At 49.9% G+C, this 14,979-nt stretch carries 13 protein-coding genes; 3 read left to right on the top strand and 10 right to left on the bottom strand.

Translation table 11 applies throughout. From position 1 onward, the window contains the following. From IFO68_RS05840 to IFO68_RS05825, 4 genes are all read right to left on the bottom strand, one after another. Positions 1-1,371: a glutamine synthetase family protein gene (locus IFO68_RS05840; protein ID WP_225445054.1), complete on the bottom strand. Its 1,371-nt coding sequence runs from the start codon at positions 1,369-1,371 to the stop codon at positions 1-3. A gap of 176 nt (positions 1,372-1,547) precedes the next feature. Continuing rightward, a complete protein-coding gene (locus IFO68_RS05835; RefSeq protein WP_192015006.1) occupies positions 1,548-1,982 on the bottom strand; it encodes a DUF2214 family protein in 435 nt (144 codons plus the stop codon). 40 nt (positions 1,983-2,022) lie between these two features. Continuing rightward, positions 2,023-2,970 (bottom strand): alpha/beta hydrolase, encoded by a 948-nt coding sequence (locus tag IFO68_RS05830; RefSeq protein ID WP_192015005.1) that lies wholly within the window; start codon positions 2,968-2,970, stop codon positions 2,023-2,025. Positions 2,971-2,989: 19 nt separating this feature from the next. Beyond that, entirely contained in the window at positions 2,990-3,508 is a 519-nt protein-coding gene (locus tag IFO68_RS05825) for a GAF domain-containing protein (RefSeq protein ID WP_192015004.1), read from the bottom strand. 384 nt (positions 3,509-3,892) lie between these two features. Here IFO68_RS05825 and IFO68_RS05820 point away from each other — a divergent pair, with 384 nt between their 5' ends. Next, on the top strand, positions 3,893-4,576 hold the full coding sequence (locus IFO68_RS05820; protein ID WP_192015003.1) for a hypothetical protein: 684 nt from the start codon (positions 3,893-3,895) through the stop codon (positions 4,574-4,576). On the opposite strand, the gene IFO68_RS05815 is transcribed toward IFO68_RS05820, so the two are convergent. From IFO68_RS05815 to IFO68_RS05800, 4 genes are all read right to left on the bottom strand, one after another. Then, complete coding sequence (locus IFO68_RS05815) at positions 4,573-4,728, bottom strand: hypothetical protein (RefSeq protein WP_192015002.1); 156 nt, start codon at positions 4,726-4,728, stop codon at positions 4,573-4,575. The two genes, IFO68_RS05820 and IFO68_RS05815, sit on opposite strands and share 4 nt — an antisense overlap. An 8-nt stretch (positions 4,729-4,736) precedes the next feature. Further along, positions 4,737-7,076 (bottom strand): membrane-bound PQQ-dependent dehydrogenase, glucose/quinate/shikimate family, encoded by a 2,340-nt coding sequence (locus tag IFO68_RS05810; RefSeq protein ID WP_192015001.1) that lies wholly within the window; start codon positions 7,074-7,076, stop codon positions 4,737-4,739. Between the two features lie 172 nt (positions 7,077-7,248). Next, positions 7,249-7,839, bottom strand: coding sequence for a GNAT family N-acetyltransferase (locus IFO68_RS05805; RefSeq protein ID WP_192015000.1), 591 nt, complete (start codon positions 7,837-7,839; stop codon positions 7,249-7,251). A gap of 43 nt (positions 7,840-7,882) precedes the next feature. Continuing rightward, on the bottom strand, positions 7,883-8,401 hold the full coding sequence (locus IFO68_RS05800) for a GNAT family N-acetyltransferase (RefSeq protein WP_192014999.1): 519 nt from the start codon (positions 8,399-8,401) through the stop codon (positions 7,883-7,885). A 383-nt stretch (positions 8,402-8,784) separates the two neighbouring features. Between IFO68_RS05800 and IFO68_RS05795 the strand changes: the two genes are divergently transcribed. Next, the gene (locus IFO68_RS05795) at positions 8,785-10,242 is read left to right on the top strand and encodes a diguanylate cyclase domain-containing protein (protein WP_192014998.1); all 1,458 of its coding nucleotides are present in this window, start codon (positions 8,785-8,787) and stop codon (positions 10,240-10,242) included. A gap of 213 nt (positions 10,243-10,455) precedes the next feature. Further along, entirely contained in the window at positions 10,456-12,045 is a 1,590-nt protein-coding gene (locus tag IFO68_RS05790; protein ID WP_192014997.1) for an EAL domain-containing protein, read from the top strand. Positions 12,046-12,096: 51 nt separating this feature from the next. On the opposite strand, the gene IFO68_RS05785 is transcribed toward IFO68_RS05790, so the two are convergent. Further along, the gene (locus IFO68_RS05785) at positions 12,097-13,713 is read right to left on the bottom strand and encodes a methyl-accepting chemotaxis protein (protein ID WP_192014996.1); all 1,617 of its coding nucleotides are present in this window, start codon (positions 13,711-13,713) and stop codon (positions 12,097-12,099) included. A 214-nt stretch (positions 13,714-13,927) separates the two neighbouring features. After that, positions 13,928-14,968, bottom strand: a complete 1,041-nt coding sequence (locus IFO68_RS05780) for a DUF2955 domain-containing protein (protein ID WP_192014995.1) — start codon at positions 14,966-14,968, stop codon at positions 13,928-13,930. Between the last annotated feature and the right edge of the window lie 11 nt (positions 14,969-14,979).

Raw genomic sequence — 14,979 nt, 5'->3', positions numbered from 1 at the left:
TTAAATGATTTCGAAATACCGGGCAAGTTCCCAGTCTGTGACCTGCTTTCTGAATTCGCGCTCTTCCCACTCGCGAGTTGCGGCAAAATGCTCTACAAACGCCTCTCCCAGCAGGGAACGGGCCGCATCGGAGGCCCTGAAACGCTGCGCGGCCTCCCACAACGTGGCTGGCAGCGCCAATTCGGCAGGCTGTGGCTGATCATAGGCATTACCAGTTACCGCATCCAATGGCTGCCATTGATTCATGATGCCGTACAAGCCTGACGCTACAGCCGCCGCCAGTGCCAGGTAAGGGTTGGCATCTGCTGCACCCAGCCGGTATTCGATGCGCTGGGATGTCTCGTTCCCCGGTATTACCCGCAGCGCCGTTGTGCGGTTTTCAATGCCCCATGTCGCGTGCGTCGGCGCCCAGAAGCCGGGCACCATACGGGTATAACTGTTGATCGTTGGGGCAATCATGCACAAAAACTCGGGCATCAAACGTTGCTGGCCCGCCAGAAACTGCCGTTGGATTGTGCTCATGCCATGTGTTTGGCTGGCATCAAAGAAAGCGGATTGACCGTTTTTATGCTGGAGGGAAACATGAATGTGACCGCTTTGGCCGGGATAGTCCATTGACCATTTCGCCATGAAGGTCGCCAGCAAATCCCGACGCTGCGCCAGCACTTTCATGTAGGTTTTAAACAGCGCGGCTTTGTCTGCTGCCGCTTCTGCCTGATCAACGGCAATCGCCGCTTCAATCACACCCGGTCCGGTTTCGGAATGAATACCCTCAATGGGGAAATCCATAATCTGGCCCATCGCCAGAATGTCGTGATACAGCTCGCTGTAGACCGAGTTGCGGATCATGGAATAGCCAAACCAGTCCGGTGTGACAGTTTGCAGATTGCGGAAGCCTTTTTCCCGCGCCGAATGCGGTGTTTCGCGAAATAAAAAGAATTCATATTCCAGCGCGGCCTGAACCTCAAATCCCATCGCCTCCGCTTTTGCCAGCACTCGTCGTAACACCCCACGCGGGCACACAGCTTCAGCCGTACCGGTAAATTCAGCAATAAAGAGCAGCATGCCCTCTTCGTCCAGCACATCACGGCAAGTATGCGGCAAGATACGCACGGGGGCATCCGGATACCCGGTATGCCAGCCCGTATACCGGGTATTGTCATAGAGCTGATCGTTCGCATCCCAGCCCAGCACCACGTCGCAAAAAGAAAAACCCTTCTCCAGTGATGCAAAAAACTTGGCTTTGGACATATATTTGCCGCGCATGATGCCGTCATTATCGAACAGGCCAACCTTGACATGGGTCAGGCCACGCTCTTCGACAATCGCTTTTGCATCGGCCACGGATTTTACTGCTCGCGCTTCCATCATCAGCCTCACCCCTTTTGCTCAACCCGCAGAGCAGCACCGCACAACAGCTACAGTTCGCTCTTACATTAAGCTTAGATGCGATTTTGCAACATACTGAGTTTCAGGCAGTTTTAAGAGGGAGATCTGAATCAATATCGGCGCGTCGCGCGCTGTCGTCAGGCTGTATCCCGCAAGCATCAGCCAAGCCCGACACCTCGTGCCATCAGTACAGCCAGTAAGGGAATCACAAGCAGCAGTAATAACTCCAGACGGATAAGAATAACAATGGCAGGCGGCACCGGAATGGTTTCGCGGGTTGTGCGTCTGTGTCTGTAAAAGAAAACGGTGGGAAAAACCGACAAAGCAGCCACTATCAGAAACAAGGTCACTTTGGCATGAAAGACCGGATTCGCGGTGTAAAAGTCGGCAGGTTTGCCCACCAGAAACCACATTGCCAGCCCGGCCAAAAGCACAACAACGGCTGAAATGCCATAGACAGCATCCAGCCTTGCCAGACGATGCATTTCCTCAGCTGTCAGGCGACGTTTGATCAACATATGCTCGACCACCAGCACGGAGAAGAGTGCAAAAATACCGATAAAGTGGAAATAGCGGATCACGATTTCGAACATACTGGGTCCTTATTGTGCAAAGTAACAAAGGTGCAAAGAGTTAATTATCACCCGATGTTGTTAAAAAATCTGCAATTTTCTGATAGGTGGCGCGACACTGAATCGGCACTAACGATTCAAGATTAAGGTACGCGTGGATCATGTCATCAAGATGAAAATGTTCGGTAGGGATTCCCAGCGCTGACAATTGCTGTACATAAGCCACACCTTCGTCCCTTAAGGGGCAGAATTCAGCCGTGATCATCAGCGTTCGGGGCAGCTGGGCGCTCTTAGCCATAAACAACGGGGAAGCGGCCTGCCTGTCCTCGCCATGCTGAAAATAATGATCAAAATACCACTGCATTTTATCCTGCTGGAGAAACAGCCCTTTGCCGTTTGCGGTGACCGAAGGCTGGCTCATGGTGTAATCCAGGCTGGGATAAATCAGCACCTGATTATCTATGCTAACGTTGGGATAGTCCTGATAGTCAGCACTCAGTGTGGCCGCCATCGCGCCGCCCCCTGAATCCCCCACCAGTGACAGTGTCGGTAAATACGCTAACTGATGCTGTTCAAGCAAAGGCCAGAGTTGACCGATAACAATGCGGGCATCCGATAATCCGTTGGGATAGGGCCACTCGGGCGCCAAACGGTAATCAACCGACACCACTATGTGTTGCGTGGCTTTTGACAGTTTCCGGCAGATAGCATCGTACACAGCCACACTGCCTGCCATGTGGCCACCGCCGTGCAGAAAAACAATAACAGGCAACGGCCTGTCAGGTGCTGGATGATAAATACGGACAGGAACAACCTGTGTGTGCTCAGTGACACAGGTGTCGAGTACTCTGGCTATGTGGGGCGAATCAGTCACACAAGTTGCCGTCAGGGTCGACAGTCCGTCCCGTACGGCTTCAGCAGTGGCAACGTAGCCAGATTGCATCAGTTGCGCCAGCCCCTGATTGTAGGCATCCAGCCAGATTTTCAATCCATTATCCAGTTTTACCATGACTTAGCCGACGGACTCCTTACCGTTCATTTTCCTGCATTCGCCGTACCAGCTCGGTTTCTATCCAGCTCGCCATCAGTTGCAGAGTATCGGTATCTATGTCTTTGAATGCGCGGGGATAAGGGGCCGGACTGGAAAAGTTCAGTGTTCCCCAGGTCACTCCACCCACATGGATAGGAATAGCAATATAGGATTCAAGCCCAAAGTGCCGGTAGGCTGGATGGCTCCCCAGTATATCGCTGTTACCGACATGCTCAACGGCAACGACACCGTTTGATTCGCAAGTGACTGCGCAGTACGTCATACCAAATTCAAATTGATTGCCGGGCATAAGAGGCATGTGTTCCGGGCAAATACAATGGCGTATGGTGTAAGTGTCACCTTCCACCTGCGCCAGGATACCGATGTCCAGATTGAATTGCTCCAGTCCCAGCTGAATGAGCGCATTCATCTGGACATCGAAGCCTTTATCGTAAAGCTGGGCAATTTCATTTAAACGGCGAATCACATTTTCGCTTTCAGAATATTCAGTGTGCATACATTCCCTTGTTTTGTTCGCTGCATCAGACACAGTGGATATGGCTAATAACTCAACCGTACTGAGTCAGAACAACGTATTGTCTGCGTAAAAACAGACAACCTGCGTAAAGACAGATAAGCAACTCGTTATGCATAAATTATTAATGCATGAACAGAGAGCATTTACCACCGGAAGCATCAGAGTTCATTGTCACTGATATCGTCAAGGATAGCCTTTGCTGACCATTCTGCCTGAAGATGTATCGATTTTTAGACCCAGGACATGGAATCCACAAGCCTATGAATAGGCTGCCTATACTGAAGGCGTAAGGGAGTATAGACATAACAGGCAGGAGGCATTTGGTTACTCAATGTACAGCCCTTAGATATGGAGTACTCGACAATGCATCGAACAGTCTCTCTTATGTTGTCAGGCTCATCCTTACTGCTGTCCTCCCTGATTTTAGCGGCGTCCGGCGCTCACGCCACCGATACTGCATTTTCAGCCGGCAAGAAACTGGCGCTGCTCAGCGGCCAGCAACCCATCTACTCACCACAGGTGAATATCGAAAAGCGCACAGGGCGAATCACCAGAGAAGAATTAAAAAATGGCGTGATGGACAGCCGTCACTATGTTGACATCGACGACTATCTGGCCAGACAGAACAAGAGCAATGCTGCAGTCCCACCGGATCGTTACTTTGTGGTTAACAGCATTCGGGTCACCCGACCTTACGGCAGTTGGTATGATGGCTACGGACAATATCGAACGAATCAGGAAGCCATCAACTGGCTGGGTTTCACCGCTATTCACTTCGAACTGCTAAACCAGCTCAATGAACACCAGCAACGGCGTCATGAACAAGCGCAGATAACGGCTACCACATCACCAGTGGGCCGCACTGTACAATGGCAGGACGGCGCCGCTTCTGGCTCGGTGAAAGCAACGCGGGAAGGTACAACCACCAGTGGCCGCTATTGCAGAGAGTTTCAGCAATTGGTCACAGTGAACGAGACAACAGAAACCGCTGTCGGCACCGCCTGCAAACTGCCGGACGGTACGTGGGAAGTGGTCTCTACCGGCTAGCTCAATTCAGTCGCCGCCAGTTCCGCACCGCATTCCAGTCTGGCGGGATGCTCAACAAGGCTGATATAGCAAGCCGCGCCGCAAAACAGACTGGCACTGAATGCCGCCAGAGCACCGAAGAATTCCGTGCCAGTCACCACCAAAGACATCATGGCTCAGGCTATTTTTTCAGCTTAAAGGCAACAATATAGTCCCCAAGCGTTGTGCCGATTGAGCCATGTCCCCCGGCCACAATCACCACCATCTGCTCGCCCTGGCTATTGAGGTAAGTCATAGGTGTGGCTTGTCCACCGGCAGGCAGGCGGGCTTTCCATATTTCTTCACCGTCGCTGAGATCATAAGCACGCAGATAGTTATCGACTGCGGCTGCCATAAAGACAACGCCGCCTTTGGTAATGATCGGCCCGCCTATGCCGGGGACGCCCATTTCGATGGGCAGCAGCAAGGGAGTCAGATCGCGAATTGTCCCGTTTCTGTGCTTGTAAACAACGTTGCCCTGACTCAGATCAGCACCGGCCACATAACCCCAGGGCGGTTGCTGACAAGGCACGCCCAGCGGTGATAAGAAAGGTTTGAGGCTCACGGCGTAATCAGCACCTTGGTTGGCATTCACACCATGTTCCCCTACGTTGACCTCACCCAGTGACGCACTGCTGTCTTTCTTAATTAAGGTAGAAGTAAAAGCCAGATAAAGCGGCATACCGAACATCACCTGCCGCTCTGGATCCACGGCGATCCCGCCCCAGTTAAAGACACCGAAATTACCGGGAAAGACGATAGTTCCCTGTTCTGATGGCGGGGTATAGCGGCCTTCATAACGCAGCTGGCGAAACTGAATACGGCAGTAGAGCTGATCAATCAGCGTAGCGCCCCACATGTCTTTCTCTTCCAGCGGCGGCGGATTAAAATTCAGTGCTGATTCAGGCTGGGTCGGAGAGGCAAAATCGCCATCAATTGTTCCCTGAGGTGCTGCCACTTCGGTAATCGGATGGATCGGCTCGCCAGTCGCCCGGTTCAGTACATAGACATCGCCTTGTTTCGTCGGCACAACCAGCCCAGGCAGCAGACCACTGTCGGTCTGAATATCTAACAGGCTCGGTTGCGCGGGGGTATCCATGTCCCACAAATCATGATGAACAAACTGCTGTACCCAGACTGGCTGACCATTATCCAGGCGCAATGCCACGACCGAAGAAGCGTATTTTTCTTCCTCCGGGGTGCGGAACATGCCCAGCTGATCCGGGGTACGGTTGCCCATAGGGATATATATCAAGCCCAGCGCTTCGTCTGCACTGGCGACAGACCAACTGTTCGGCGAACTGGTCGCATACAGTTTATCTTTGGCAATCGGCTGGGTATCGGTTGGATTGGCCGAATCCCAATTCCACTTCAAGGCTCCGGTTTTGACATCGTAGGCACGGATAACACCGGATGGCGAGTTGATGTCATAGTTGTCATTGACGGAACCGGCCACGACCACGACCCCTTTCGCCACCACAGGCGGAGAGGTGGAATAATAATAACCGGATTTTGGGAAGGGCATATTGTGCAGTAAGTCCAGCACTCCGTCTTCAGCGAAATTTTTACAGCGTGCGCCGGTGGCCGGATCCAGCGCAATCAGCCTGGCATTTGAGGTCGGCAAAAAGATCTGCGCATCGCAGTCAACACTGGCTAATGTTTCCGCCGCACCGGAACCGGGCTGCGAAATCATGGCCGGTTCACCTGCCTGAGGCGCGAGATAAGACACCCCGCGGCAAGTCTGGTGCTGGCGCTGGTTGTCCTCGCCGACTTTCGCGTTATACACCCAGCGCTGCTGGCCGCTGTCGGCATCCAGTGCCACCAGCCAGTTGTGGGGTGTGCACAAATACAAGGTATTGCCGATTTTCAGCGGCGTAGCCTCATAAGTAAATTCCCCGATATCCCCTTTTCTTTTCACATCATCGGTTTGGTACTGCCAGGCTTGCTCTAACTTACCCACATTCTGCGGAGTAATATCCTCCAGCGGCGAGTAACGCTGCCCAAAATTGCTGCGGCCGTAGCTGTACCAATCCCCTTCAGGTACCTGCCCCAGCTTCGGTGTCTGGACAATAGTGGATGTGTTTAACTGGCCTTCCAGCTTGTGGGTGTCGTTAAACATGCTGCCCAGCGTCACCAGCGCGACTAACCACCAGTACGCGGTCAGACGGCTGATTCTGGTTCGCCCCATCAGACGGAAAGAAAACAGCAGCGGTATACCTAAAACCAGCAGTAATCCCATCCTGCTGGCCAGTGGCCACCAGTCATAACCGGACTCCCACAATGACCAGATCAACGATGCCAGCAAAAATAAACCGTACAGGATCTGCGCGTTACCCCGCTTGGTTCTGATTTTGGCTGCAACCAGCAAAAACACCACGCCAGCGATGGCAAAATACCAGCTACCCCCCAGGGAGATCAGCCACAGACCTCCTCCAAACAGCACCAGCCCGATGAGGAAATACAGAAATGCGATGAATCCCATGCGCCTCTTCCTTCTTAGTGTTATTCGGCCAATTCGGACGGTAAACATAACGGGTCACTGACAAGCTGACCGTACCTAAAAAAGCGTAGACTATGTGGAAAAGAAGTACTGAAATTCAATCAGATGTGACTAAGAAAATATCGCTCAATACTGCCATGCAAGGCAGGTACATTCACAGTCTGTCTGGCGTATTCAACATCAGCCACTCTTGCCGTGTTATCCGGTACAAACAATGTTCAGCCAGTGAGTGATCATGCGGCAATTTAGGATGCATAAAGTTTTTCTGACAATCCGACATGCCCAGCTTCTGCATCACACGCCGGGAAGGCTGATTGGCTAAGGTAGTAAACGCATAAACAGCAGGTGCCTGCAGCTCATCAAACGCATAACTCAAAGCACGTTGTGCTGCTTCAGGTGCGAACCCTTTCCCCCATTGATCGGCGGCCAGTCGCCAGCCAATTTCAATAAAGGGGGTATCGGGTATATCAAGGTCCTGATAATGCAAACCCGCCAGGCCAATAAACTGACCGGTATCCTTTCTTTCTACTGCCCAAAAACCCCACCCGTTTTTCTGAATCAATGAGGTCGCTTTGTGTGCAAGCTGAACGCTTTCATCTTCACTCAGGGTTGCGGGGAAATACCTCATCACATTCGGGTCTGCACACATGGCAGCAAACGGTACGTTGTCATCTTCTTTCCATTGCCGGATGATGAGTCTTTCGGTCTGCAACTGACAAATGTCTCTCTTTAATTTTTCAAACATTGGTTATCTACCTGGGTTTTGTTTGGCGATCACAGCCATGTGATCACTGCTGTGAACTCGCGTTCAGCAACTTAGCCATATAAATTTCATCCACATACTTACCATTCACCCGCATGGCGTCTCGCTTGATCCCTTCTTCGTCAAATCCGGCAGCCTTGTATAGATGACGAGCTGGTGCATTATGTGCCATCACCGTCAGCTCAATACGGTGAAAAGCATGATGACATGCCCACGTTTCTAAAGACGCCATCAGTTGCCGGCCGACACCCTTACCCTGAGCACTTTTTTGAATGCAAATGGCGCAGTAAAGAGAATGCCTGATACGGTTCATTTTGCCGCCCACCCCGACGATAAAGCCGATCACTTCGCCAGCCTCGTTTTCTGCAACGAACATCGTTTGCTGATTGGAATCCACCCATTCCGGCAATTGCTCTCTTTGCTGCTCTATCGTCAGCTGACGCTCTCCGGGTTCAAACAGCATGAAATCTGTCTCTGTATCGAGCAAATGAAACAGAGCCACCAGCCTTTCAGCATCATCTAATGCCACTTTTCTGATTATCATGCTTACTCCAATCATAACTCTTCAGTTTTTCATCAGCCCGCTACCTTACACCAGAAACACAGACGCACAAACCTAGATGCATAAAACACAGCCGCATAAAACACAGCCGCATAAAACCAGGTTGCACAAAAATATTCATTAATGAAATTCACTCTTTCAATACAATGCCTATTTCACTTAATGCGATGATCTCTCTGAATTTACCTGTTAATCAATAAGCGTTAAGAATCAAACTTTGTGCAGAAGATTAAATTTTTGTCATTTCGACCTGCTTATTTTTTTTACTGAATTAGACTTGTGGGAGCTTGGTCAAAAATCAAACAAATCGTTACATTCATTTTCTCTAAAACAGTGGTATGGATTGCAGTTCTCAGGGAGGAGCAATGAGAAATCAGTTTCTCAAGCTTTTTATATTGTTGGCAGGATTTGCACCGGTAATCACGTGTGCCTCTCATCAGGATCCATTGAGACAACCTTTAGCAGATCACGAACCATGGGCAACTGAACTGATTTCACAGAAAGTGTCCTATTGCTTCAATCCTGCCTGGCGTCCGTACGATTACCAGGAGCAAGAGCAGCACAAAGGCATTTTTGCCGATTATCTGCACCTTATTGAGCGTTATCTGGGCGTCACTTTTCATCCCTATTTCACGAGCAGTTGGAGTGAGTCCTTAACCGCCCTGCAACTCGGCCACTGCGATTTTATTCCGGCTATCAGCCAAACCCCAGAGCGGGAAAAATACCTGTCGTTTACCTCACCTTACTATCAGATTCACAACGTGCTGGTTGCCAAGGCTGATAAACCCATGCTGACCTCGTTGGATGAACTGGCCGGACAATCCATTGCCGGGCCAAAACACTCCGCTGTAATGACCAGATTGCAACACACCCACCCAGAGATTCAGCAAGTCTATGCCGCCACCCCTTTGCAAGCCATGCACCTGTTAAATGCCGGGGAAGTGTACGCCTTTGTTGCCCCGTTAGATTCACTGATAGATGAACTGAAAGAAGATGTCTTTCGTAAAAAGATCATTGCCAAGCTCGACTTTTCGCTGCCTGTTGCTGTCGGGGTCAGGCTGGATAAGCCCGAGTTGCTCAGGTTACTGAACATGGCAGTGCAATCTATTACCCCTGAAGAACACCGAGAGATTTCCCGAAAATGGACACAGTTCACTATTACAGAACGTCATAATTTCACAGATATTTATCGCTGGTCTGCAGTCTCACTGGTGATCATTCTTGTGCTTGGATTCTGGATAACCCGATTGCAGGATGAGATCAAAAAACACAGCCAGACTGAAGCAAGGCTGAGACACATGGCCAATCACGATGCGCTGACCAATCTGCCCACCCTTCGCTACGCTCAGGAAAAAATTGACAGTGCCATCCTGCGTTGCCAACGCAGCAATACCAATATGGCTTTAATGTTTGTCGATCTGGACGGATTTAAAGACGTGAATGACACCTTCGGGCATGATGCCGGAGACAAACTGCTGAAAGCCGTATCGATCAGACTGGTAAACTCACTGAGAGAAACCGATACAGTGGCCAGAATTGGTGGCGATGAATTTATACTGATACTGGAAAATATCGCATCGACGGATACAACCACAATGCTGGCAGACAAAATACTCACCATGTTCAGCCGTCCTTTCATGCTGACAGATAACCCACTCCATCTCGGCGTCAGTATAGGCGTGTCAATGTATCCGTCACACGGCACGACCCGCGAATCTCTGCTGAAACATGCTGACCAGGCCATGTACTGCGCGAAGAAAAACGGCAAAAATCAGTGTCAGTTTGCATTGGCGCAACAGCAGATTTCCGCTGAAAAAGTCTGACCGTACTTCGCTGCACCCGAAAGGTTCAACTGTAAAAGCACCCTGTTCATTGATGTATATCAACAACCGATACAATAAAAATGTGACCAGTGTTTAAAATATAACCAGAATACTGTAGCATTCGCGCTGCCGTATTAATGAAAGTCATAATAAGTGCAAAAAACATAACAATCACGGAGTAACCATGCTTACTTCTCCTTTATTAGTATTCACATGACTTTAACCTGTAAAAGCTGGTTCATTATTCGTTTTGCCATTCGGTATAAACATTTTCTGCTGGCAGTGTTACTGGGACTCAGCGTCTTAGCTTTCGGCTTGGGCGGTATTTACCTGCATGCCAGGGGGAGTCTGGAAAGCCTTGTAAACGAAAAATCCAACATTGCGAGTGCGCTTCTGCAAAACACCATGGATGAAGCCCATATTGCTGTTAATAAGGCTACTCCATTGCTCGGTGCCGCCTGTACCCCTGCAACCGCGGAAGAGCTAAAGCGCATTTCCGTGCTCAGCCCTAATATTCGCACCATTAACTTAGTCAAAGATGATTACGTTTACTGTTCATCACTGTTCAGCAGGACATTGAAAAAGAATGCTAACACCCACATCTCAATCGACAACCGGCTGTTTCTGGCCACGCATAATTATTTCAATCCAAATGAAAACATTCTTTTTCTCAGCTCAAAAGCTGGTGACAGGTATGCAATCGCAAGTATTGATGTCCATTATATAAAAAAAACACTCAAGACTATTGGACAGAAAATTCCGTTAACAGTTACGTTAAATAACCAGCAGAGAGTGACATACAACACTTTTTACTCTGAGACAAAAAACGGCACATTAATCGCCCTGAATTCCCGGGATGATGAGTTCACCATTTCATCTCGGATAAGCCAGCAAATGTATCTGGATTACATGCTGTCGCATTTATACATTCCCATATATCTGTGCATCATTATTGCCATTATCATCAGCATCAATGGCTACCGCCAGCTCAAGCGCCCGCGCTCACCTCAAGAGGAATTACGGCGGGCCGTAGAAGACAATGAGTTTCTGCCTTACCTGCAACCTATAGTGAACCATCAAGGCAGGATTTGCGGTGCGGAAATATTAATGCGTTGGCACCACCCGAACCAGGGGTTCATCATGCCAGACTTATTTATCCCTCTGGCAGAGGACACCGGCCTGATTACAATCATGACGACTCAGATGCTGACCAGCGTGAAATCTTATTTACTTCAGAATCAACACTATCTACCCGACGGCTTTCACCTGGCCATTAATATCAGCCCAGGCCAGTGTAATGATCTGCTTTTCTATAATGACTGCCTGAGTTTCATGTCTGTCTTTCCGGAAGGAAAGGTAAAACTGGTCGCTGAACTGACAGAGCGGGAGTTCATTGAAGATACAGGGAATGCTGCCCTCCTGTTTGAGAAGCTGCATAATCTGGGGGTTCAAATTGCGCTGGATGATTTCGGCACCGGTCATTCATCGCTGGCGTATATCAACCAGTTCAACATCGACATTATTAAAATTGATAAGAGCTTTACCCACCTGATTGGTTCCGTAGACATGCCGAGCCATATCGTAGATAACGTGGTTGATCTGGCCAACAGACTGAACATAGATGTCGTTGCAGAAGGGGTGGAAAACGCGACACAGGAAGCCTATCTCAAGCTGCGCAACATTCAGTTTTTCCAGGGCTATTTCTACGATAAACCCATACCTCCAGCGGTTTTCATAGAGAAAATGCAGCAGCAAAGCGACAGACAGGCACGCTTATCCGCTGATCTTTCACTGAATGGCTAACGAATCAAGCAGGGAGCAAACTCCCTGCTGTTCATTATCATCAAGTAAACGCTACACCTTAAAATAGGCCAGGTGCTGGTTAAGTAATTCAGAGACTTGCGCCATTGCCTGACTTTCCTGAGCAAGGTTCATGGATGATTCTTTCATCACGTTAGCAGACAGGTGAATGCTGCTGACATTTTCATTCATTTCATTGGCGACTATGCCTTGTTGTTCCGCCGCGGCCGCTATCAGCACCACTCTGTCAGTGGTTTGGTTCAAGTCTGACACCATATTTTCAAAGGTGATCCGGGTTTCCAGCGCAACATCGACACAGCTTGCCGCCTGAAAATGACTCGATTGCATGGTTTTGCTCGATTGCTCAGCAATACTGGTCAGTCTATCGATACTGACCTTGACCTCTGATGTCGACTGCTGAGTGCGACTGGCAAGATTTCTGACTTCATCGGCAACCACGGCAAATCCGCGTCCCATCTCACCGGCTCTGGCCGCTTCAATGGCGGCATTCAATGCCAGCAGATTGGTCTGCTCCGAGACATCCTGAATCACGTTCACCACAGCATGAATATCCTTTACCCCCTGTAACAGCTCATTGACGAAGCTGTCTGCCTGGGTGATGTTTTCAGCCACCGACTGAATATTATCGCTGGTGGCTTTCATGCTGACACTACTTTGCGAAGCCTGCTCAGCAACGTGAACAGTGGCCTCGGAGGTACTTTCTGCATTTTGGGCGACATCGTTAATGGTTGCCGACATTTCATTCATCGCCGCCGACAGTTGCTCAAGCTGTACGTGCTGAGATTCGACGCTGGTTGCCGTCTCTTCACTGGCACTGGCAATTCGGCCAGCCATTTCACGTGATTGCTCCGCAGACTGACTGGCCACTTTGAGTGCCGCCTGCAGTTTATCCAGCATGCGATCGACTTCCCGCCCCATTTCACCAATTTCATCCTTACGCTTTTTATTCAGCCTGACTTTCAGATCACCGTCTGCAATCACATGAACTTTTTCGACCAGCGCAGTGAGCGGTGTGACAATATCGTGTGCCAGCAAGTACCCGAACAATGCCAGAATGATCACCGCAGCGGCAGCAAAAACCGATGCCTTCGCCAGATCACTGTAGAAGACATCGTCTATATCCGACACCAGTACGCCCGAGCCGACTATCCAGTCCCACTCAGGAAAATACATCACATAAGATATTTTTTCGTGCAGCCGACCATCCGGTGCCCGCCAGGTATAATCCAGAAACCCCTGGCCTGTTGCCGACGCGATACTCGCCATTTCACGCCAGTGATACTTGCCAGAACCATCGCGGATCGCAGAAGCATCAGCGCCGTCCAATTCCGGCTTTAACGGGTGGATAATGACTTGTTGCCTTGGGTTGGTAATCCAGAAATAGTTATCATCATCATACCTGAGCTGATCAATGGCCTGCAGTGCCATATTTTTCGCCTGCTCTGCACCTAAATCCGCCGTCTGAGCGGCAAAAAACTGAATGATACTTTGCGCGGTTTCAACTTGTGCGCGCAGCTTATCTTCACGCTCGCTGAATGAAGCGCTGCGCTGCTGCGCCAGATTATAAATACAGACAGATACAATAATCCCGGCGGCTATTGCCACCAGCAGTTGCAGCTTTATTTTTATTGATATATTTCCAAGTTTCACGTGATGTCCCTGCCAAAATAAGCAACAAAGCACGTATTTTGCAGCAGGGAATCCGGGGAAGAGTTATCTGAAATCAAAGAAAGTTGAAACTCTATGCCTGACAGGTATTTAACCTAATAATATGTGACATGCATCATATACAACTCGCTCAATGTCCTATAACTGACTATGTGGAAATCTGTCGATATCAACCTCAGTGCAACACAAGCCCCGGCTACTGAGCCGGGCTGAATCGTGTCGCCTCGAAGCTGTTCAGTAAACGGTGGATCAGGTATGTCACCAGTAAGGTGGCAACTATGGCGAAGAAGATACTGCTGACCCGATAAAGCGCGCTGAACACCAGATCATTACCCGGAGTCAGGTATTGCCCGTATAAAATGCCAAGGGTTGTCAGTCCGCCAAAGCCGGCGCCTGAGCCGCTGGATTCCTTAACATGCATATAGCTGAACAACATAGCGCCTATCCACAGCAATGGAATGATCAATACCAGCATTCCGGACCAGTCGTACAATAGCAACTGCCCTGCCATACCAAAGGCGACCCCCATGATAGTGCCCATCGCCCGTTTACGGGCATAACCCAAAGCGCCATTCCAGTGCATAGGAAAAAGCAGTAACAAGGTGGTCGCCTGCGCTGACATCGAGTCATTCAGATCAAAGATCTGAAAAACCAGAAACGACAGTGTTGCAATACTGGCGCCCATCAGTGCTTCATGGCGCATTCGGTGAGAAGCCTTCGGTTCACTGGGACGTGCTGGTGGCTGACGAGGTTCGGCATCAGGGATCAAAAACGTCATCAGGTAAGCAATCACCACCGACAGCACATTGGCCAGCAGGTTGCTGAAGATAAGATCATTCAAATCTGAACTCGGGTAACTGGCAAAGTGCAGCATAATGCTCAGGCTGAGCACGCTGTTCGCCCCGAACAGAAAGAGTGTTCCTTTGGACATACAGGCAAATTTGTACAGAAAAAGCACGAAAGCAATCAGGGTCATCATGCCCGGATGTCCGCCAAAGAATCCGCCTAGTATCCCCACTTCCAACCCGCACACTATCGCCGCAGCCAGCAGCTGACGCGCGGCATGCGCACTCATCACAGGCACCATTCCCAGCAACAGCATGGGGGTAACAGTAAAAAAAACGCCGTAGTTCCAGCCGAAAATTTTACTGATCGTAAAGCCGAGCGTGGCACCGGTTGCAATTCTCAGGCACTGGCGGACATCGTTTTCCGACATCGGATGATCCCATAACTTCATGGCACCTCCGG

The sequence above is a fragment of the Photobacterium arenosum genome (genome assembly GCF_014841115.1).
GTDB classification, from domain to species: domain Bacteria; phylum Pseudomonadota; class Gammaproteobacteria; order Enterobacterales; family Vibrionaceae; genus Photobacterium; species Photobacterium arenosum.
This window is presented reverse-complemented; position numbering and strand designations above follow the sequence as displayed.